Origin of the sequence: Nostoc sp. S13, from assembly GCF_029379315.1 — a bacterium.
In the GTDB taxonomy this organism is placed as follows: domain Bacteria; phylum Cyanobacteriota; class Cyanobacteriia; order Cyanobacteriales; family Nostocaceae; genus Nostoc.
In genome coordinates, this window is the sequence record NZ_JAQYWQ010000007.1 from 99,264 (window position 1) to 120,331 (window position 21,068).

At 42.2% G+C, this 21,068-nt stretch carries 20 protein-coding genes and 2 pseudogenes; 15 read left to right on the forward strand and 7 right to left on the reverse strand.

From position 1 onward, the window contains the following. Positions 1-290: 290 nt before the first annotated feature. On the forward strand, positions 291-2,756 hold the full coding sequence (locus PUQ00_RS04255) for a sucrose synthase (protein WP_300413494.1): 2,466 nt from the start codon (positions 291-293) through the stop codon (positions 2,754-2,756). Here the strand turns inward: PUQ00_RS04255 and PUQ00_RS04260 are convergent. After that, positions 2,753-2,950: a hypothetical protein gene (locus PUQ00_RS04260; RefSeq protein ID WP_300413496.1), complete on the reverse strand. Its 198-nt coding sequence runs from the start codon at positions 2,948-2,950 to the stop codon at positions 2,753-2,755. The two genes, PUQ00_RS04255 and PUQ00_RS04260, sit on opposite strands and share 4 nt — an antisense overlap. Between PUQ00_RS04260 and pgmB the strand changes: the two genes are divergently transcribed. The 4 genes from pgmB to PUQ00_RS04280 all read left to right on the forward strand — a co-directional run bounded on the left by pgmB (position 2,924) and on the right by PUQ00_RS04280 (position 8,394). Next, on the forward strand, positions 2,924-5,977 hold the full coding sequence (pgmB, locus tag PUQ00_RS04265) for a beta-phosphoglucomutase (RefSeq protein WP_300413498.1): 3,054 nt from the start codon (positions 2,924-2,926) through the stop codon (positions 5,975-5,977). The two genes, PUQ00_RS04260 and pgmB, sit on opposite strands and share 27 nt — an antisense overlap. Before the next feature lie 115 nt (positions 5,978-6,092). Then, complete coding sequence (locus PUQ00_RS04270) at positions 6,093-7,442, forward strand: ATP-binding protein (protein ID WP_300413500.1); 1,350 nt, start codon at positions 6,093-6,095, stop codon at positions 7,440-7,442. Positions 7,443-7,694: 252 nt separating this feature from the next. Continuing rightward, on the forward strand, positions 7,695-8,132 hold the full coding sequence (locus PUQ00_RS04275; protein WP_300413502.1) for an Rrf2 family transcriptional regulator: 438 nt from the start codon (positions 7,695-7,697) through the stop codon (positions 8,130-8,132). 34 nt (positions 8,133-8,166) lie between these two features. After that, on the forward strand, positions 8,167-8,394 hold the full coding sequence (locus PUQ00_RS04280; protein WP_300413504.1) for a DUF167 domain-containing protein: 228 nt from the start codon (positions 8,167-8,169) through the stop codon (positions 8,392-8,394). A gap of 85 nt (positions 8,395-8,479) precedes the next feature. Here PUQ00_RS04280 and PUQ00_RS04285 read toward each other — a convergent pair whose 3' ends face one another. Next, positions 8,480-9,091 (reverse strand): glutathione S-transferase family protein, encoded by a 612-nt coding sequence (locus PUQ00_RS04285; RefSeq protein ID WP_300413506.1) that lies wholly within the window; start codon positions 9,089-9,091, stop codon positions 8,480-8,482. A gap of 197 nt (positions 9,092-9,288) precedes the next feature. Between PUQ00_RS04285 and PUQ00_RS04290 the strand changes: the two genes are divergently transcribed. From PUQ00_RS04290 to PUQ00_RS04315, 6 genes and pseudogenes are all read left to right on the forward strand, one after another. Beyond that, complete coding sequence (locus PUQ00_RS04290; RefSeq protein ID WP_300413508.1) at positions 9,289-9,990, forward strand: SOS response-associated peptidase; 702 nt, start codon at positions 9,289-9,291, stop codon at positions 9,988-9,990. Positions 9,991-10,137: 147 nt separating this feature from the next. Beyond that, a complete protein-coding gene (locus PUQ00_RS04295) occupies positions 10,138-10,659 on the forward strand; it encodes a photosystem I assembly protein Ycf3 (protein WP_300413535.1) in 522 nt (173 codons plus the stop codon). A 19-nt stretch (positions 10,660-10,678) separates the two neighbouring features. Then, a complete protein-coding gene (locus tag PUQ00_RS04300; protein ID WP_300413510.1) occupies positions 10,679-10,813 on the forward strand; it encodes a hypothetical protein in 135 nt (44 codons plus the stop codon). 6 nt (positions 10,814-10,819) lie between these two features. Continuing rightward, positions 10,820-11,110 (forward strand): Asp-tRNA(Asn)/Glu-tRNA(Gln) amidotransferase subunit GatC, encoded by a 291-nt coding sequence (gene gatC, locus PUQ00_RS04305; protein WP_300413511.1) that lies wholly within the window; start codon positions 10,820-10,822, stop codon positions 11,108-11,110. A gap of 63 nt (positions 11,111-11,173) precedes the next feature. Further along, positions 11,174-11,752, forward strand: a pseudogene (locus PUQ00_RS04310) (glutathione S-transferase family protein); the annotation flags it as partial. Positions 11,753-11,990: 238 nt separating this feature from the next. Next, entirely contained in the window at positions 11,991-14,021 is a 2,031-nt protein-coding gene (locus PUQ00_RS04315) for an iron uptake porin (protein WP_300413513.1), read from the forward strand. A gap of 475 nt (positions 14,022-14,496) precedes the next feature. On the opposite strand, the pseudogene PUQ00_RS04320 reads toward PUQ00_RS04315, so the two are convergent. Then, positions 14,497-14,759, reverse strand: a pseudogene (locus tag PUQ00_RS04320) (3-phosphoshikimate 1-carboxyvinyltransferase); the annotation flags it as partial. 415 nt (positions 14,760-15,174) lie between these two features. Between PUQ00_RS04320 and PUQ00_RS04325 the strand changes: the two are divergent. Next, positions 15,175-15,687 (forward strand): hypothetical protein, encoded by a 513-nt coding sequence (locus tag PUQ00_RS04325; RefSeq protein WP_300413515.1) that lies wholly within the window; start codon positions 15,175-15,177, stop codon positions 15,685-15,687. 115 nt (positions 15,688-15,802) lie between these two features. Here PUQ00_RS04325 and PUQ00_RS04330 read toward each other — a convergent pair whose 3' ends face one another. Together PUQ00_RS04330 and PUQ00_RS04335 are read right to left on the reverse strand one after the other, a co-directional pair. Further along, positions 15,803-16,384, reverse strand: a complete 582-nt coding sequence (locus PUQ00_RS04330) for a thioredoxin family protein (RefSeq protein ID WP_300413517.1) — start codon at positions 16,382-16,384, stop codon at positions 15,803-15,805. Positions 16,385-16,529: 145 nt separating this feature from the next. Then, positions 16,530-16,745, reverse strand: coding sequence for a chlorophyll a/b-binding protein (locus PUQ00_RS04335; RefSeq protein WP_300413519.1), 216 nt, complete (start codon positions 16,743-16,745; stop codon positions 16,530-16,532). Between the two features lie 263 nt (positions 16,746-17,008). On the opposite strand from PUQ00_RS04335, the gene thyX reads away from it, so the two are divergent. Together thyX and PUQ00_RS04345 are read left to right on the forward strand one after the other, a co-directional pair. After that, a complete protein-coding gene (gene thyX, locus PUQ00_RS04340) occupies positions 17,009-17,731 on the forward strand; it encodes an FAD-dependent thymidylate synthase (RefSeq protein WP_300413536.1) in 723 nt (240 codons plus the stop codon). A 338-nt stretch (positions 17,732-18,069) separates the two neighbouring features. Beyond that, a complete protein-coding gene (locus PUQ00_RS04345; RefSeq protein WP_300413521.1) occupies positions 18,070-18,777 on the forward strand; it encodes a hypothetical protein in 708 nt (235 codons plus the stop codon). An 11-nt stretch (positions 18,778-18,788) separates the two neighbouring features. Here PUQ00_RS04345 and dcd read toward each other — a convergent pair whose 3' ends face one another. Both dcd and PUQ00_RS04355 read right to left on the reverse strand, forming a co-directional pair. Further along, on the reverse strand, positions 18,789-19,340 hold the full coding sequence (gene dcd / locus PUQ00_RS04350; RefSeq protein WP_300413537.1) for a dCTP deaminase: 552 nt from the start codon (positions 19,338-19,340) through the stop codon (positions 18,789-18,791). 92 nt (positions 19,341-19,432) lie between these two features. Continuing rightward, positions 19,433-19,969, reverse strand: a complete 537-nt coding sequence (locus PUQ00_RS04355; RefSeq protein ID WP_300413538.1) for a P-loop NTPase family protein — start codon at positions 19,967-19,969, stop codon at positions 19,433-19,435. A gap of 343 nt (positions 19,970-20,312) precedes the next feature. Here PUQ00_RS04355 and PUQ00_RS04360 point away from each other — a divergent pair, with 343 nt between their 5' ends. Next, positions 20,313-20,936 (forward strand): nucleoside monophosphate kinase, encoded by a 624-nt coding sequence (locus PUQ00_RS04360; RefSeq protein WP_300413523.1) that lies wholly within the window; start codon positions 20,313-20,315, stop codon positions 20,934-20,936. The last annotated feature ends 132 nt before the right edge of the window (positions 20,937-21,068 follow it).

A 21,068-nucleotide genomic window follows, 5' to 3' on the forward strand; every position in this document is an offset into this window, starting at 1 on the left:
ATGGTGAGAAAAAATTATCTCTATTACTCTCACAACGAATATTTAACCGTGAACATTGCAGTTTTAAGTCTGACTTAAGTTCAGATGCGGCTAAATTAGTCATATTAGCCTGTGGACTGGATAGTGCCGACACTTTCAGGAAGACGAACTGGCAATTGTTAATAATTGTTAGTATTTTTGTATCGGTTATTATGGTTATTTACCATTATGGGGGAAATGTACCTCACAGAACTGGAGACCGGAAAGAAAAATGAGGTCGTGACCTAGCTAAATTTCTGGAATTCGTCATCATGTATGAACTAGTTCAAGGTGTCTTCAACGGTGATGAAAAAACTGATATGCATCAGTTTATTTATGCGTTGAGTGCTTCAGGTAAGCGTTACTTCCTGAGAAATGAGATTTTGCAAGCTTTTGGCGACTACTGTCATCAATCCCAAAAGCCAGCCTATTTTTACTACTCTTCTTCTGTTGGCAAACTGATACATTACACTCACGAAATAATTCTTGAAGAGGAAAGTATTTGGTTCGTGATTCGGACTCGAATTGCTAATCAAGAAGTTTGGCAACTGACAGCCGACTTTAGCAAGTTCGAGCAGATGACACTTCAAGCGCTACTAGATGTGAGAGATCGCCTAGTCAACCGCTACCAAAACCACATCCTCGAAATCGACCTCCACCCCTTCTATGAGAGTTCCTTAAGAATCGACGATGCCAGAAATATCGGTCAAGGTTTAGCCTTTCTCAACCGTTACCTGTGTAATCAATTGTTGACTGACCCGGAATATTGGTTAGAAAAGTTATTTCAAGCATTACATGGGCAGCAATATGATGGTATTCCCCTGCTGTTGAGCGATCGCATTACCTCCAGTATTCACTTAGGCAAACAAATTAAGCAAGCGCTGAAATTCCTAAGTCAGCTTGAGCCTGATGAACCCTATGAAAAATTTAGCTTTGACTTCCGAGAACTAGGCTTTGAGCCGGGTTGGGGTAACACTGCGGCGCGAGTCAAGGGAACCCTAGAACTCCTCGACCGACTTATTTACTCCCCAGAACCTGGCATCTTAGAAACATTTGTCGCCCGTGTCCCCGTTGTCTTTCGCGTCGTTCTCATTTCCATTCACGGTTGGGTGGGACAGGAAGATGTTTTGGGAAGAAATGAAACACTCGGTCAAGTTATCTATGTCCTCGAACAAGCTCGCAGCTTAGAAAACGAACTGCGTGAACAAATCAAACTCGCTGGTCTCGACCTGCTGGGCATTAAACCCCATGTAATTATTCTCACTCGGCTAATCCCTAACTGTGAAGGGACATTTTGCAACCTGCGCTTAGAAAAAGTCCAAGATACTGAAAATGCTTGGATTTTGCGGGTTCCTTTTGGTGAATTCAATCCAGAAATCACCAACAATTGGATTTCTAAATTTGAGATTTGGCCTTATTTAGAACAATTTGCTCTAGATGCAGAAAAAGAATTACTAGCTGAATTCCAGCGCAAACCTAATCTGCTTATTGGTAATTACAGCGACGGTAACTTAGTAGCCTTTCTCTTATCTCGCCGGATGAAAGTTACGCAGTGCAACATTGCCCATTCTTTGGAAAAGCCGAAATATCTATTTAGTAATTTATATTGGCAAGATTTAGAAGACCAATATCATTTCTCAGTACAATTCACTGCCGATTTGATTAGCATGAATGCAGCCGAGTTCATCATCACATCGTCCTATCAAGAAATTGTCGGCACACCCGACACCATAGGTCAATATGAGTCGTACAAGTGCTTTACGATGCCGCAGTTGTATCATGTAGTTGATGGCATTGATTTGTTTAGCCCTAAATTCAACTTAGTGCCGCCGGGAATAAATGAGAATATTTTCTTTCCCTATAGCCAAAAAGAAGAACGAGATTCTAACCTTCGCGCCCAAGTCCACGACCTACTTTTTAGCCGCGAAGACCCCGAAATATTTGGTAACATAGATCACCATAACAAGCGACCAATCTTTGTGGTTGATACCATCACCTCAATCAATAATCTGACTGGTTTAGCTGAATGCTTTGGTAAAAGTCAAGCGTTGCAAGAGCGTTGTAACCTGATTCTCTTAAGTAGTAAACTGCATCCAGATGAAGCTATAAACCGAGACGAAGCAGAAGAAATTCAAAAACTATACGATATTATTGATCAATATCATCTCAATGGCAAGATTCGCTGGCTGGGGATGCGTATCCCCAGCAATGAACTCGCCGAAGCCTACCGAGTAGTTGCAGATTCTCAAGGAATTTATATCCATTTTGCCCGCTTTGAATCCTTCGCACGGAGTATTTTAGAAGCGATGATTTCCGGCTTGCCTACTTTCGCTACTGAATTTGGCGGTTCTTTAGAAATTATCGAGAACGAAGAAAACGAGTTTAATGTTAATCCTACAGACTTAGAAGGCACAGCAAAGAAAATTTTAGACTTCCTTGAAAAATGCGATACTCATGCTCAATACTGGCAGGAAGTATCAGAACGGATGAGTCAGCGAATTCATCACAAATATAATTGGCATTTACATAGCAATCAATTACTACTGCTTGCTAAAATGTTTAGTTTTTGGAACTTTGTTGCTCCCGAAAATAACGAAGCCAGAGATCGGTACATGGAAGCCTTATTTCATCTCATTTATAAACCCAGAGCCGAAAAAATTTTGGAAAAGCATATGGGGGGTGAGGGAGTGGGGAGTGGGGAGTGCGGGATGAGGGGACAAGAGGACAAGGAGAATTAGACACTCCGTTCATCCACCTCGGAACTCGGTTCATTCACCTCGGAACTCCGTTCATCCACCTCGGAACTCCGTTTATCCACCTCGGAACTCCGTTTATCCACCTCGGAACTCCGTTCATCTACCTCGGAACTCCGTTCATCCACCTCAAAATCCCGACTCCCTAATTTATGGACACAAAAGGTCGTTCTCGCCATTTTATCTACACAGACTGGATATTAATTGAAACCCAGTTTGACCCTGAGCAATTGCACTCTAAAGAAACCGTTTTTACAATCGGCAATGGATACCTGGGAACAAGAGGCAGTTTTGAGGAAGGTTATCCTCATGGCTCGCCAGCTACTTTTATCCACGGTGTCTACGATGATGTGCCGGTGGTGTACACTGAACTGGTAAATTGCCCTGACTGGCTACCCTTAGTGGTGATTGTGAATGGCGATCGCTTCCGTCTTGATCAAGGTGAGATATTGCGCTATGATCGGCAGCTTGATTTACGCTACGGACTTATCAGCCGTTCCTTGCGTTGGCGCTCTCCCAGTGGAAACACCATAGACATCAGCTTTGAACGCTTTGCTAGTCTTGCAGATCCCCATGTGTTGGCGCTACGCTGCCATTTAACGCCAGTAAATTTTGATGGGTTTATCGAAGTTCAAGCTAGTATTAATGGCTATCCAGAAAATCAGGGTTTGAATCACTGGGAAGGACTAGACCAGGGCAAGACTAATCAAGGAATCTGGTTGCAACGTTCCACCCGCAATTCCCAAATTGAACTCGGTATGGCGGCTAAGGTAAGAATATTAGGCACTGAAGCATCTTTACAAGTCAATACCGCACCTGGTTATCCGAGCTTGAGCACAACGTTCTTCGCGAAAGCGCAACAGACCGTAACTGTGGATAAATTAGTGACGGTTTTTACCTCGCGGGAGACTGAAACACCAGTTTCAGCAGCTCAAGAAAAACTCGCGCACTTGTCAGACTACGCAACATTACTAAAAGCCAATGAACAGGCATGGCATGAGGTTTGGCAGCAAAGTGACATCCTCATTGAAGGGGATAGCACAGCTGCGTTTGCTGTTCGCTACAATCTGTTTCAGCTGCTGATTGCTGCTCCAAAGCATGATGATAGGGTGAGCATTCCGGCGAAAACTCTTTCAGGGTTTGGCTATCGCGGTCATATCTTTTGGGATACAGAAATTTTTATGCAGCCCTTGTTTGTGTTTACCCAACCAGCGATCGCCCGCAACTTACTTAGTTACCGTTGGCATACTTTAGATGGAGCTAGACGCAAGGCAGCCCATTACGGCTATAAAGGGGCAATGTTTGCCTGGGAAAGTGCTGTTACCGGAGATGAAGTGACACCACGTTGGGCTATAGGCAGTGATTTTTATGGTGAAGACGTGCGGATTTGGTGCCGGGATCAGGAAATCCATATCAATGCAGATATCCCCTACGCTATTTGGAACTACTGGCAAGCTACTGGTGATGATGACTGGATGCAAAAGCGCGGTGCAGAGGTAATCTTGGATGCCGCTATCTTTTGGAGTAGCCGGGTAGAATTCAATCCTGAGCGCCAAAAGTATGAAATTCGGGGAGTGATTGGAGCGGATGAATACCATGAATTTGTCCACAACAACGCCTTTACAAACCGCATGGCACAATGGCATTTAGAGAAAGCGATCGCAGTTTATGATTGGTTGGTTGACAATTTCCCCGAACAAGCCAGCGAACTAGAACAGAAACTAAAGCTGACCTCAGAGGAGCGATCACACTGGCAAGATATCATCGCCAAAATATTATTTCTCTATGACCCATCAACAGAACTAATTGAGCAGTTCGAGGGATTTTTCCAATTAGAAGATATTAACTTAGCAGACTATGAACCACGCGATCGCTCCATGCAACCGCTCTTGGGTATTGAGAAAATCAACAAATGTCAAGTACTCAAGCAGCCAGATGTATTAATGCTCCTATATTTAATGCGAGAATCAGCAGATTTTCCCTACAACCAAAAAGCATTGCAGACAAGCTGGGACTACTACGCACCCCGCACCGATATTACCTATGGTTCGTCCCTTGGCCCAGCAGTTGAAGCCATTTTAGCTTCAGATTTGGGCAAATTAACCGAAGCTTACGAACTGTTTATGCGGGCGTTAATGGTGGATCTTGAAGATAACCGAGGTAATACCAACGATGGAATTCACGGCGCTAGTGCTGGTGGCATTTGGCAAGCTGTAATTTTTGGGTTCGGCGGCATCCAACTAACCGAAAATGGCCCTGTAGCCAACCCCCACCTCCCCCCAGGCTGGACGCGCCTGAAGTTTAAACTGCACTGGCGCGGGAAATGGCACGACTTCGATCTGCATCAGGGACAAGTCGCCCAAGATATCACTCGTCAACTAGAATATCTCCAACTTTCCCTCTCCCCAAATCCCCCCTCATCTTCCTCTGCTTCCCCATTACCCCTTATCCCCAAAGCCCAATCCCCAATACTTGGACAAGGCTACTTCGACCCCGCTCAGTACAAGTCAGTACAAATGCCCAATCCCCCATACCCAATGCCCAACATCCAAGGATTCATCTTCGACCTAGATGGTGTGTTAACAGATACAGCAGAACTTCACTATCTAGCTTGGAAAAAGCTAGCAGATGAAGAGGATATACCATTTAATCGTGAGTCTAACGACGCGCTGCGGGGTGTATCCCGTCGTGCTTCCCTAATGCTGATTCTTGGGGATAGACGGTATTCGGAAGCACAAATCCAGGAGATGATGGAGCGGAAAAATCGCTATTATCTGGAATTGCTCCAAAAGATGACAGCCAAGGATTTGTTACCAGGTGCGATCGCCCTCTTGGATGAACTGCGCCAAGCTGGGATTAAGATTGGTATTGGTTCGGCTAGCAAAAATGCCCAGACAGTGATCGAGCGGTTGGGCATTGCTGATAAAGTAGATGCGATCGCTGACGGTTATAGTGTAGATCAACCTAAGCCAGCACCCGACCTATTTCTGTACGCAGCCAAGCAGTTAGGACTCGAACCAGGGCAATCTGTAGTTGTGGAAGATGCCGCAGCAGGTGTTGAGGCGGCTCTAGCTGCTGGTATGTGGGTAGTAGGACTTGGCCCGGCTGAACGAGTTGGAGCGGCTCATCTTGTTTTGCCCAGCCTAGAAGGCATCAAATGGGCAGATTTAAGAGCCAAATTAAGCAACATTGTCAGACAAAAATAGTGAAGTAGCCACCACTGCAATATGCATATAGTATTAAACTCCAAAAGCTAAGATCATCCAAGTAGGGAATCTCAAATAAAACCCAACTTTAGATATCCAAATTAGGAGTAAGAGAGTGAATGTGGACGATTTAGCTTTACAGTTAGAGAATATGCGTAAGCGCGTCGCCCTTTTGCAACGCCAAAGTGAACAGCAAAAAGCACAAAAAGATATTGAACTCCTCACCGCAGTATTCCAAGAAATCCACCTAGCTTTGGAAGAACTGCAAATAGCTAATGAAGACCTACAGGAACAGAATGAAGAATTATTTAACACTCAACAGGATTTGGTGGCACAACGTCAACGCTACCAAGAACTGTTTGAAGAAGTACCAGACGCTTATTTGGTAACTGATACCAAAGGGGTAATTCAGGAAGCTAATTCTGCCGCCACTACCCTCCTAAACATTTCCAAGAGTTTCCTTTTAGGCGAACTCCTGGAGATTTATGTGCTTGAGAAAGAATTGGTTGCTTTTGATTTGAAACTGGCTAATCTGCGCGATCATGCCGAAATTCCAGACTGGAAAATCCAAGAGTGGGAAGTAAACCTGCGACCACGTAATAGAACGCCGATTATTGCTGCCGTGAAGATGGTTGCTATCCGTAATCAATATAGTAAGTTAGTCGGTCTGCGCTGGCTATTCCGGGACATTAGCGAAAGCAAGCGAACCCAAGCCAAGCTGCAATGTGCAGAAGAGGCGATGCGACAAGCGCTTGCCAAAGAAAGGCAGTTTAGTGAACTTAAATCTCGTTTGCTCACCATCACCTCCCATGAGTTTCGCACCCCTTTGGCAACCATCCACTCTTCTGCGGAACTACTAGAACATTATCGCCATCTATGGAGCGACGAACGACAAAATACCCACCTGCGTCGCATTCAAACATCAGTTATGCACATGACCCAGTTGTTAAATGATGTATTGATGCTGAGTCAGGATGAAACAGGCAAGTTAGAATTGAATCCAACACCCCTGAATCTGGTGGAATTTTGCCGCGATCTCTTAGAAGAATTACAACAGAGCGATCGCTCACAACATGCGATCGTTTTTAGCGGCGAGTGCCAATGCACATCAGCTAACTTAGACGCTAAACTACTGCGGCAAATTTTGAGTAATTTATTCTCGAATTGTCTAAAATACTCTCCCGTTGGCAGTATAATTAGATTTTCTGTCACCACTGCCAACGATCAAGCTATATTCCAGACTCAAGACTCTGGTATTGGCATTCCCCCTTCTGACATCGAACACATCTTTGAACCCTTTCATCGCGCCAGTAATGCCAGCAATATCTCAGGAATGGGATTGGGGATGTCCATCGTCAAGCAGGCTGTAGATTTACATCAGGGCGAGATTATTGTCGAAAGTGCGATCAGTGCGGGAACTACCTTTACAGTCATTCTGCCATTTTCCAGAAATTTGCCTGTATAACGACTTCCACTAAGAATTTTGCTGCCCTCCAATTCGATAGTCCAAAGTTGCAGAATAATAAAGTCGAAAATAATTAATCATTTTTTTTTATTGAATTAAAAAGGAAATATAATTGCTTTTATGCATTAAGGTCTTTAAAGTAAAGTTAACCGGTCAACAATAAGTTGATTGTAAAGTTTTTCTTAACAGTAGCTTAGGGAAACGAACTCAAAGACTTTTTATCTTTAAATGTGAGTTGAAAATATTACGCCTGTGGTAATCTCTAACAAATCAGAATACGCACTTCTAGCCCTGTTAGAGTTGGCAGCCTGCTACCCTAAGGGTGAAGCCCTGCAAATTCGAGAGATAGCGGCATTGCAAGACATACCAAACCGTTATTTGGAACAACTCCTAGCAACATTAAGGCGTGGAGGTTTAATTAACAGTATACGCGGAGCCAAAGGTGGCTATGTTCTGGCACGAGACCCCCAGAAGATTACAGTATTGGATGCTTTTAGCTGCATGGAAGGGTCAGATATTGTTGTCTCTACTTGTGAGCCGACTCCCAACACGGTAGAAGGTGAGCTAATTCAGGAAGTCTGGCAGGAAGCACGTCAGGCTGCCAACTCCGTTTTGGAAAAATATACACTGCAAGACCTTTGTGAACGAAGAGCAATCCGAAAACAGAAGGAACTCATGTATTACATTTAGGTAAGAGTCTTTTTGTTTTTAGTATGAATAGGTTATGCAAAAAAAAGTTAAGGTTAAACCTAATTCAAAACACCAAAAGATTGAAGAACAACCTGATGGCAGTCTGACTGTGTATTTAAAATCGCCCCCAGTCGATGGTAAGGCGAATGAAGAGTTAATTAAACTACTAGCAGATAAATTTGATCTAAACAAATCTCATATCAGAATTAAGTCAGGTTTGTCCGCCCGGCAAAAGTTGATAGAAATTGATACAGATATCTAGTAGAATGTGGCCCAAATAAACCAACGATTTCAAATTAATAAAACGCTTACACTGTATTCATTTTGGCTTTGGAATTAGGAATTGTTTAAGCTTGTGTAATACTGATATACCTGGGTTGAGCTTTGACGAGTTCTATCCAAGCTTGGATAGCAGGAAATTGTGCTAAATCGAACCCACCTTCATCAGCTACATGAGTGTAAGCAAATAAGGCAATATCAGCAATCGTGTAACGCTCTGCCACAAAAAAAGTGTGAGAACTTAAGTGTTTTTCCATCAAGTTAAGTGCTGCATAACCTGATTCACGTTTTTGCTTGATAGCTTCACTATATTCTTCAGTTTTATCTAAAATAGAAATCCAAAATCTTAATGTAGCAATAAAAGGTTCATGGCTATACTGTTCAAAGCATAACCATTGCAGCACCTGCGATCGTAAAAATCGGTCATAGGGTAAAAATTCTGTGCATTCACTCAGATACACCAATATGGCATTTGATTCTGCCAAGTATTTCCCTGGCTTAATTTCCAGAAGAGGTATCTTACCGTTAGGATTTTTACTTAAAAATTCTGGTGTTCGAGTCTCCCCTTTCAAGATGTTAAGCTCTACCCTCTCAAAAGGTATACCTAGTTGTGTCAATAAAAGACGTATCTTATAACCATTACCAGAAGGTAAAAAATCGTACAAACGCAGTAGTTCCATGCTAAAATCCAGTTAGGAATATGTTGATAAGTGAAGGTTCAAAATACAATATTTTACCAAAATATTTTGCCAAAACCGGATAATTGTTTTGATATTTGGCTTCTGAGTACTAGATAAAATTATTCAAGAAAATCAAAAAAGTATTATTTATTTCTAGATTGAGATGTTTAATTTAGTCAGTGGTCGAGAATAAAAGTATGTGTGGAAGATTTACTCTAAACCAGTCGGCAGCAAGTTTAGCTCAACTTTTCCGTGTTGAGGCAGTTCCAGATTTAGCAGCAGAATATAACATTGCACCTACGCAAATGGTGGCAACAGTGTTACAAAATCCCGAAAGTGAAAAGCGTGAATTTAAGCAGTTGCATTGGGGCTTAATTCCGTCATGGGCGAAAGATGCAGGAATGGGGGCAAAGCTGATTAACGCTAGGGCAGAAACTGTTGCCGAAAAACCCGCTTTTCGTTCGGCTTTTAAGCACAGACGCTGTTTAGTGCTAGCTGATGGCTTTTATGAGTGGCAACGGCAACAAGGTAAGAAGCAGCCATTCTATTTTCGCCTTCAAGATGGACAACCCTTCGGCTTTGCAGGTTTGTGGGAGAAATGGCGATCGCCTGCTGACGAGGAAATAATCTCTTGTACAATTTTGACAACGGCAGCTAACGAATTACTCCAACCTATCCACGAGCGGATGCCAGTGATTCTAGACCCGCAAGATTACGATTTATGGCTAGATTCACAAGTACAAACACCCCAAACCTTACAGCAACTATTGCGTCCTTATCCAGCGCCAGCAATGACTGCCTATCCAGTTAGCACCTTGGTCAATAACGCCCGGCATAATAGTTCGGAATGCATCATACCCCTCAGTGATCAGAATGCACCCGCAAATCAGTTAAATTAGCTATTGAGTGTGCTAGGGGATTGGCGAGATGAGGGAGATGGGGAACAGGGAAAAAAACTATTGATTATTGCCCAATGCCCCATGCCCAATGCCCAATGCCCAATGCCCAATGCCCAATGCCCCAATGCCCAATATCCAGAGAAAAATATGCCAAGAACACAAAAAAACGATAATTTTGTTGACAAATCTTTTACAGTTATGGCAGATATCATCCTGAAGATCCTGCCAACCAACAAAAAAGCTAAAGAAGCGTTTGTTTATTATCGAGATGGCATGTCGGCCCAAGCAGAAGGGGAATATGCTGAAGCATTGGAATATTATGAAGAAGCTTTAACACTAGAAGAAGACACCAACGATCGCGGCTATATTCTCTACAATATGGGGCTAATCTATGCCAGCAATGGCGACCACAACAAAGCTTTAGAACTGTATCACCAGGCAATTGAGTTAAACCCACGTATGCCCCAAGCCTTGAACAACATCGCCGTGATTTATCACTACCAAGGCGAAAAAGAGAAAGAAGCTGGAGATAACGAGGCTGGCGAAGCACTCTTTGACCAAGCCGCAGACTATTGGATTCGAGCTATTCGCATGGCTCCCAATAACTACATCGAAGCCCAAAATTGGCTAAAAACCAGTGGGCGATCGCAAATTGACGTATTCTTCTAAAAGTGAAGAGTTAGGAATCATGAATCATTCACTCCTAACTCCTCCCTGCTGTACAGACGCGATTAATCGCGTCTCTCCTCCCTGCTGTACAGACGCGATTAATCGCGTCTCTCCTCACTGCTGTACAGACGCGATTAATCGCGTCTCTAACTAAAAAAATATGATTGACCAAGAACAAGTTCATAAAGTAGCTAATCTTGCTCGTTTAGAATTGACTCCAGAAGAAGAGGAACAATTCACTATCCAGTTAGGAAATATTCTGGATTATATTGAACAGTTGAATGAACTTGATGTCAGTAATGTGTCTCCAACAACACGGGCAATTGATGTCAGCAATATCACACGAGAGGATGAATTGCAACCCTATCCAGACCGGGAAAGCATCCTCAACAATGCGCCTGAACAAGAACGCGAATTTTTCAAAGTACCAAAAATCCTCAACGCTGAATAGTCAAAAGTCAAAAGTCCAGAGTTTTAGATTCTTGACTGTTGACTAATAACTAAGGAGATAATTATGGGTTTGGGAATTCTTAAGGATGGTCAGTGGGTATCTCAAAGGGATCAAGAAGACTCAGAAGGTAAATTTATCCGTCCATCAACAACTTTCCGCAACCACATTACATCTGATGGTTCTAGTGGTTTGAAAGCTGAAGCGGGGCGCTATCATCTGTATATTTCTTGGGCTTGCCCTTGGGCGTGTCGCACCGCCATTATCCGCCAATTGAAAGGACTCCAAGATGTCATTGGTTTATCGGTCGTTGCAGCAGAAATTGATCAAAATAGCTGGGAATTTGGCGATGAACCGGGGTGCATTCCCGATACAGTCAACGGTACTCAGTATCTTTGGCAACTTTATCTAAAGGCTGACCCTAACTATAGCGGCCGGGTGACAGTTCCAGTTTTATGGGATATCCAAAATGCGACAATTGTCAATAATGAATCCCGCGAAATCATCCGAATGTTTGATACAGAATTCAATGCTTTCGCTAAACAAAATATTAACTTTTATCCACAACATTTACAAAAAGTAATTGACGAGACGATTGATACAATTTATCAACCAATAAATAACGGTGTCTACCGGGCGGGATTTCTCTGACATTAGTGACGAAGAAGCGATCGCTTAATGCACGGTTGGTAAAGTAACTGCCACACTCGCAGATTATAGTAGGTACTCAAAGATAGTAACTCAAGCATGGGCAGGATGACAAGAATGTTACTGTTACTCCTTTATCTTACTAATTAATTTTATCCCAAAACGCGAGGTAAAACTCTTGGTTTTTGGTGATTTATGACTCTCCAAAGAAACTTATTTGGGCGAGGGCATTATTGTGTCCTGTCTGGCAATACATTTAGCTAGTGAACAAGACGGTAATCTGAATCAAACAGTGGTGTTATGTATTTTTTGTGAGGAGTTAGGTGTGAATTACCATCAATTAATCAATATTAGAAAAGTCAGTTGGCTGTACTTGTTTACAGCTTTAATTTTGCTGGGAGCATATCCTGCGGCTGCGAATACTTCTGATGAGCAAGAGTTAAAGCTATTTGATAAAGTAAGAAGTTTTCATAATGTCACCGGAGCAAATTTCGCAATTGACCCAACTAAATATACAACAGAGAACACTGCTAATCCTCAAGTAGAAACTCTGCTTAGTCAAAGTCAGTATGCCTCTGATTCTAGTATTGCTAGCCCTAACTTTGATGCAACGTCTGACGACAAACCACAACTCTTGGAAACCCTCCGCGAACGTGTCTACGCTCAGGTCAATTCTGTATCTCAATTATCTGATGTCAAACCAACAGACTGGGCGTTCCAAGCACTACAATCTGTAGTAGAACGCTATGGTTGCATTACTGGATATCCTGATAGCACATACAGAGGGAACCGTACCTTAACCCGTTACGAGTTTGCGGCTGGCTTAAATGCTTGCCTTGACCGAATCAACGAGCGGATTGCTTCCAGCACTGGTGATTTAGTCAGGAAAGAAGATTTAGTTACTCTCCAAAAACTTCAAGAAGAATTCGCATCTAAACTGGCCACATTGCGTGGTCGAATAGATGCCTTAGAAGGTCGCACAGCTACCTTAGAAAAGCAACAATTCTCTACCACCACTAAACTTAATGCTGAAGTGATTTTTTCTTTGGCAACAGGCACGGGTGGAGAACCAGGTAGTCAAGATGCCAATGTTGTCTTCAATAATCGTGTCAGGCTAAATCTCACCAGCAGCTTTAATGGCACAGACTTGTTAATTGTGGGCCTCCAAGCTTACAACTTCAGAGCAACTGATTCACTCTATAGTCGAGGAACCATTCAAGGCCAATTATTCCCAAATTCCAGTGCTCTTAGCGCCGGTTCAACCAAGTTAAGCTTTGAACCTCAATTTCCTGGTTTTAACCCCCAGACATTACAACCTGATGGCGGAGCGAATTCAGTTAGTCTCTACAAGCTAGCGTATGTTTTACCCTTGTCCCAGCAATTTGCCGTATTTGCTGCAACAAATGCAGAGATTACAGATGTGTTTCCTGCCATCACTCCCTACGCCAGCGATAGCCAGGGAGCAATTTCTCGATTTGCAGGCTATAACGCTGCTGTACGAATCACAGGTGGTACTTCTGGCACAGGTTTACTTGCAGGCGTTGGTTTTTTGTGGAATCCTTCACAACAAGTGGGACTCGGAGTCATATATGGCAACGGTACATCATCTTTACCAGAAGATCGTAGTCTGTTGAATACACCTTTGGGGGGAGGTTTCTTTAACGGCACAGGAGCGCTTGCAGCCCAACTTACCTTAAAACCAATTTCAAATCTTGATATTGGGATCAACTATGCACACAGTTACCACAAAATCAACATTCTGGGTACAGGTTTGAGTAGCGCTGATGTTGGCTCTATTCGATTTGCTCCCAATGTCGCACAGTTGGGGAACGTGGGTGGTAACTCCACACTGGCAATTCTCAATGAGCCAATCAATGTGGATTCCGTTGGTGCAACAGTAACGTGGCGGTTTACTCCTCAAACATCCTTCTCAGTATCGGGTGCTTTACTCTTCGCCGATTTGTTGAATGTGGATGCTTCCACAACATTTAGTAGCTGGTCAGCCGGGTTGTATTTTAGAGATGTATTCTGTAAAGGAAACGCAGCAGCAGTGATTTTTGGACAGCCGCTTTACCGACAGTCTACAGGGGGAATTGCTACTCGTCCTGAAGACACGACTCCCTACCATTTAGAAACATTTTTTAATTACAGGGTTAATGACAATATCAGCGTTACCCCTGGTGTATATTTTCTCCTCAACCCCGAAGGATTTAGCGCCAATGATACAGCGATTGTAGGTGTACTTCGTACTACTTTCATCTTCTAGTAAAAGTAGTCAGGGGTCAGCCCCAACTCTTGGAGACGCACTCGCGTTCGGGGAAGTCAAAAGTCACTCATTCAAAAGTTAAAATTTTGAACCCCATACTTCGACAAGCTCAGTAACCATAAATAAATTTAGTTGCTTTGAGTCAGCGTCCGCCGTATTTCTTGCGTTGCATGTCTTGAAATACATTTTTTATTTTTCCATAAATAAATTTAGCGCCAAGTCTGAGCGGAGGTTTCCGACGCTCGCGGACTCGCTCTCCGTGGCGCTATCCGTTGGCACAGCCCGCCGCAGGCATCAGAACTTTATAACAGAGGTGCTCTGTACCTTTTTATTTCTGGTCAGGGGGCAGAAGGGCAGGAGATTCAACCAGACTACTCCTTACTCCCTGTCCTAACCGTGGTCTATAAACCTGAAAATGCTGTAAATGCAAAATTTGAATTGCCAAGGGCGCTAAAGAATTATCCTTGGCAATTCAAATTTTGGTTCTCATTTCCGAAATTTGAACATCTATAGCTTGAAAACAACTACCAGTGCTGCGGAGTTCTTCTCCTAAGAGAAGTTACTGAATTTCAGTTTCACCTTCGGCTAGAGCGCCCAACATTAAAGCACGGTGAGAGATAGATTTATCCGCAGATAACCGGATGCGACCCCGTAAAAAGAGCCAAAAGGGGGCCGCGGAATAATTAACTTGTGAGAAAAGTCTTCGTGAGTTTCTACGGTTCTAACAGAAGCCGACATTAGGATACACTGGCTTTTGAATACACCAGAAGTTCAGCAGCAATAAATAAAGTTGCTGCTGGTGACTTGCTGCCTAGTATCCTATCGCTTTTTGTTGTATGAAACTTACTCCAATCTACAGGAAGTCTCCCTCAAGAAGGTTTCTTAGCATCTACAACGACTCGCACTGTTTTGAGGCTATAGCCTTAGAATATTTACAAGCTTTACTTACAAATTAGCTCTCTCTAGAAAAAGTATCGTTTTTGCTGTCTAGGCTGACATTTTACCTGTTTATATCCGCATTTGTGTAGCTTAACAAATTAGCGGATTCATTAATATTAAGCCTGTTTTACTATTTAGTTTCTTACCCTGACCTATTAGACAGCTAGAGTGTTCATTTGACTTTGTTCAATAGCTATTAGCCCTTATCGCTCCCATGCTCACCCATCACCGCAAGCCCGTGTGCTTATCACTTATTTCCACTGACCTACCAATCTGGTCTGTTGTCGAAACCGCCGGGACATTGTATCAAAAAGACACTGACCGGTTCCATTTGCTATTGACTGCACCGCCCCTAATTAACTGCGAAGTTGAGAGTGTCCTAAGTCCAGAGGACACACTTCCCCAAAGTAAGAGCAAAGCTTACGCTCCTAGTAGTCCCAGAATTTTGTGGCTGGAAATTTCCCCATACCGAGTAATTATGACTATGCAAGGTAACGCTCAAGTGAGTTACCGTCACTTTTGGGAACAAGGTGTTTATGGAATTAGTCGTTATTGGTTGCCAACTGAATCATTGCAACCAAACGATCCTATTCGTTTACGAAATTTTACTAGTAGCCTAACTCTCAACGGACATCCTTTGCCAGAGCATTTGCGTCTGGAATATGAATTGTGGGCAGAAAAAGTCCAACTAGGATGCTACATACTTAATTTGGAAATTAAACACTGATAGTTGTGGGGAGTGGGAAGTGGGGAGTGGGGGATGAGGGGACAAGGGAGACAAGGAAAATTAAAGACTCATTCATTCACCTCAGAACTTCAAGTTTCCCAATGCCCAATCCCTTTCAACCAAAATAACTGGGTTGGTTTCCAGGTTTCCATTTAATATTGCAACCAACACTCGGCTTTTGCTCACTCGTAACACGTTTACCCGCTAGCACTGCTTCAATGGCTGCGCGTAAATCTGCGCCCGTAACAGGTTTACCATTACTGGGACGGCTATCATCTAATTGTCCCCGATAAACAAGTTGTCGTTGTTCATCAAATACAAAAAAATCTGGTGTGCAAGCTGCTGTGTAAGCTTTTGCCGTTTCCTGGCTTTCGTCATAGCATAACGTAAAATTAAACCCTAGTTCTGTGGCAAATGCTTGTAATGACTCTGGGGCATCATCTGGGTAATTCTTTGCATCATTAGCACTAATGGCAACGATCGCTAAATCACTTGTAAAATAATCTTTTCCTAACTGCGCTAATTCTTTTTGAACGTGCTTGACAAATGGGCAATGCCGACAAATGAACATTACCAACAGCGCTTTTTTATCTGCAAAGGTGGAAAGTGAAGTTGCCTTTCCAGATACCACTTCCGGTAGATCAAAATCTGGTGCTTTTGTGCCTAGCGGCAACATAGTTGAAGCAGTTAAAGCCATAATTTACCTGATAACTTTATGCTGATAACTAACGGCTTTTGCTATCAGTATATTTTACTTTACCACTAAGTTTTCCATAAATTAAGAGACGGTAAATTTACCGTCTCTTAATTTTTGTTGAGAGTTATGTTACAGGAATCAGTTTTTACAGACTTGTCAAAACACCAACGACACCGTGTCCTGTGAATACTTCTAATGCTATCAGAGAGACAAAACCAATCATTGCTAAACGACCGTTGAGCAGTTCTGCAAAAGGCGTGAAGCCTGTGCGATCGCCTTGCTCATCTATATAAACCCTTGGCTCGATCGCAAAGTTGTTCAGTTTGCCTTGGTCGTCAATTATAGCAGTGTTTGTACGCATGGATTTTTCCCTGTCTTCTCTGTTATGTAAATAAGTGTAACAAAGTTGTTAATATTTGTAAAGTATCTTAATCTAGTCAAGTAGAAGTCTAAGCCAGAGATATGATGGATCGAGTTCAAAGCTATGTCTAACCAACAGGCTGCGCTCCTTCTTCGTAAGCACTTTCAGTCATGGTAGTTTCTGATGGCGGAAACCCCCTTGGCGATAGTCTCTCCCTTTGGGAGAAGATCGAACTACCTCACAAATCCATTCTCCAACAGCTAATGCATCGATTTCGAGTAGAGGTTATTGCCAAAACACCAAACCCGCAGCAGGTGATTTATGCCGCGATGCACCAGGATTATACTGATGGGTTCGTATTTGATGAGCGCGACTCCTGGCCCTCAGAGTCACAAAGCGGCGAAGTTATTGTTAAGCGACTTTTGGCAGGTGAGAGGGGACACTATGGGCCTCTAGAGCATCCCCAGATTGTTTTCAACTGTGGCTACTTTCCCCACAGTGTCATGCAGCAGGCTCGTACTCATCGTGTTGGAGTATCATTTGACGTTCAGTCTTTTAGGTACACAGGCAACCAATTTATTGATGTATTAGAAGGTAAGAAAGACATAGAAGATGTTTTTTACCTACGTCCAGTTGGTTATTACACTGATAGACAGGGTAAAAAGTACCACTATTCACCAGAGCAACGAACAGAAGATTTGGAGTGGTGTCTAGAAGCAGCTAAACGGTATAAAGCTGATTTTGAGGCTGGAATGTCTGAAGAACATAGCCGTGGTAAAGTACCTTTTGATTATCGTCAGCATTTTGTAGTTAGTTTCAATTTAAGGTCTTTCTTACATTTTTGTGACCTGAGAAATAAGAAAGATGCTCAACTTGAAATTCAAAAGTTGTGTGAAATGATGTGGCCTCATTTTGAAGATTGGACACCTGCGATCGCACAATGGTATGAAAAGCAGCGTTTAGGTAAGGCAAGGTTAGCACCTTAAATATTCGCTTATGAGCCTCCTTATACTGTTATCTTTTCGCGCTTAGGCGTTCCGAAATTTGGGTTTGATTTAGGGCGGTTGCACAATGGTATGAAAAGTAGCGTCTGGGTAGAGTGATATTAGATCCCTACTGGCTACGTTACAATTCAAAACTCAAACTTTTATTTTGAATTGCTTAAACTTTAGCCAGCGTAACAAGTTCTAAGTAATTCTAATATTTACACTAATAAATTAGGTAGTTTTTGACACAATATTTTCCTCCAAAATACTGTTTTATAGAATAAGGTTACTAAATATAACAGTATAAGAGATGACAGGTTTTTAAGCTCGACAAAAAGATGAGTGTTATCCCGTTTATATTGGATGGTAGTAACAGAACAGTCGTAGAGACTACGGAAGAGTATGAGAAAGCTGGTGGTCTTGAAGGAAACGTAATTTTTATACTGAATCTTGACACCAAACAAATTCGTAATACAGAGTCTAGCAATGCAACTTATGATTTAAAAGTTGGTGATGAATATAGAGATCACAGAGACTTTGGTAAAACTGATTTGTTAGATAACGGCAAAATATCTCTTCAACCAGGATCTACTGTCATTATTGAGACAGCTGAAGAAGTTAAATTCCCCAAATCTAGATTTGGTCATGTAGTTCCAAAAGTATCTCTTTTGCAATATGGTTTATCTAATACATCATCCAAGATAGATCCTGGATACCAAGGAAAACTTTCCATCACAGTTTTCAATTTAGGTAAAAGAAATATTGAACTTAAGAAAGGACAAGTTTTTTGTACACTTTATGTAATTGATGTCCAAAAAGGAGTTATTCCTTATCAGAAAGGGTCTAAAAAAATTGCCGGAAACTCTAGAAAGCATGTATTAAGTAGACTTAAAGATTTTATTGAGACAAATCAAATTTATTTTACTATTCTTCTAACTATCGCAACTATATTTTTAACAGGAGTTCAAATTGTACAGATTTTACAGTCTGTACAGCAACAGGACATACAAAAATTTCCCAAAGAAAGCAGAGAGAAAACTAAATAATTCTTTTGAGCTTAAACCCTAGCCAGAGTTACACCCTTTAGCTGGTCTTGATATTTACCCTGGCGTGCTTCATAATTTACAGCACATGCTTCTCCCTCCAAAAACATCAACTGTACTATTCCTTCACTGGCGTAAATGCGGCAGTCAGCACTAGAAGCATTGGATAATTCTAGTGTCAAGTAACCACGCCAAGCAGCTTCGGCTGGAGTTACATTTGCAATTATTCCGCAACGAGCATAAGTACTCTTACCTATACAAATTACCGTAATATTATCTGGTATTTCCAGCCTTTCGAAGGCAACCCCAAGCCCATATGAGTGGGCAGGCAGAATGAAGTATTTGCCATTAACATCTGTATGGAGTTCTGTTCGCTCTAGGTTTTCAGGATTAAAATTCTTTGGATCTACGACAGTGCCTGGAATATGCCTAAAAATGCGAAAATCATCTGGTGATAGTCTGATGTCATAACCAAAGCTGCTAAGACCAAATGAAATTACAGGTAAATTCTCAAGCTGACGTATTAGGCTTGGCTCAAAGGGCGAAATCAAACCCTGTTGAGCCATTTTAGTAATCCAGATATCGTTCTTAATCACAAGTTGGCTGCTAACGTTAATTCAAACCGAATTACTAGAATACCGTGAATTGAGTATTTTGTTTAGGGTCGATAACTCCGGCGGATCTCTGTAATTTGATCTGCTACATCCAAGAGAGATTTGGGCATCTCTGGCCCTGTGAGAATGATATCGACGTGGGGAGGACGTTTTGCCAGAAACGCTAAAACTTCCGTTTCAGGAATTAAACCAAAGTTAATCGCTAAACTTAACTCATCTAAGACAACGAGAGAATACTTACCCTCACATACTACTAGTTGTGTATACTGCCACAGCTTTTGTAAGGCTTGGTTTTCCGTATCATCTAAATGTGGCGTATCGATACAACGAGGCAAATCGCACCGAATCCAATCTAAACTTTGTCCTAATTGTATGGGTCGATCCTGTCCTTGGCGAATACCTCCTTTGAGAAACTGCACTATTAATACTGGCGTTCCTTGTCCTGCTATTCTCAGTGCTTGAGCCATAACGCTCGTAAAAAAGTTACGATGGGAGCTAGTGAAAACTTGCACTAGTCCTTCAACTGGATATGGTAAGGTAAGGGTTGAATTTATACTCTGAGTTTCTAGCTGGGCAACCATAGGGTTAAGTTCAAAAAGATACAATAAATTAACTTTTTTGCTGGCGGTAATTCTGACAAATCTGCCTGTATAATAAATCTGTTTTTCACAGGTGTGGTGGATTTGGCAAATTGCACTCTTAGTCAAACACTACGTTTGTATTGAAGTCAAGAGTTATTTTAATTTAAATTTTCGTCTTTTCTCTGAAAGGAGTTGTAAAAATGAAAACACATGAGTTACAGTTCCAATGATTTAAAAAAGCTGGGCATAACCTCTGAAAATCGCTAAATGTTAGATTTCTCGGTTGTTTGGGCAAAACAGACTTAGAAAGTAGTGAATTTGACAGGATGAGGAGTAAATTGTTGTGAGATTGGTGATTCTGGGAGGTTCAGGATCGGGGAAAAGCACTCAAGCACAAAGGCTTTGCAGATACTTTGATATTCCTTTGATTTCTACAGGTGAGATTTTACGGTTAGCGATATCTGGGGATCAGCCCCTGCCGGAATTTCGATGGTCAAAAGCCGATCCCCGAATTTCTCTTTCGGTTTACGCTAGCCTGAGTGAACTAGGCTACCACGCACAGCCCTACATGCAAAAAGGGGAGTTAGTTCCAGACGAAATGATCATTGAATTGATCCGAATACGCCTTAGACAACCAGATATTAACTGCGATTGGGTGTTAGAAGGTTATCCCCGTACTGCCTTCCAAGCTGAAGAATTAGATTTTTTATTGGATGATTTAGGGCAAAAGCTAGATTGGGCAATTTATCTCCAAGTCCCGGAAGCAGTCATGGTTAGCCGATCCTTGGGGCGATCGCTACCAGATGACCAACCGGAAATCGTGCAACGCCGTGTAGAATTATTCTACGATCGCACCATTCCCATCCTTGAATATTACGACCGTCGTCGCTGCTTGTTAAACATCAACGGCGACCAGTCACCAGATATGGTGCAGCAAAATATTTTGACTCTGCTTTCAGTTCCTTAGAAAAGAAGCAGAGGAGACAAATCAATTAAAAATTAAAAATTAAAAATTAAAAATTAAAGAACTTCTGCCTCCTCTTTCCCAATGCCCAATGCCCCATGCCCAATGCCCAATGCCCAATGCCCAATGCCCAAT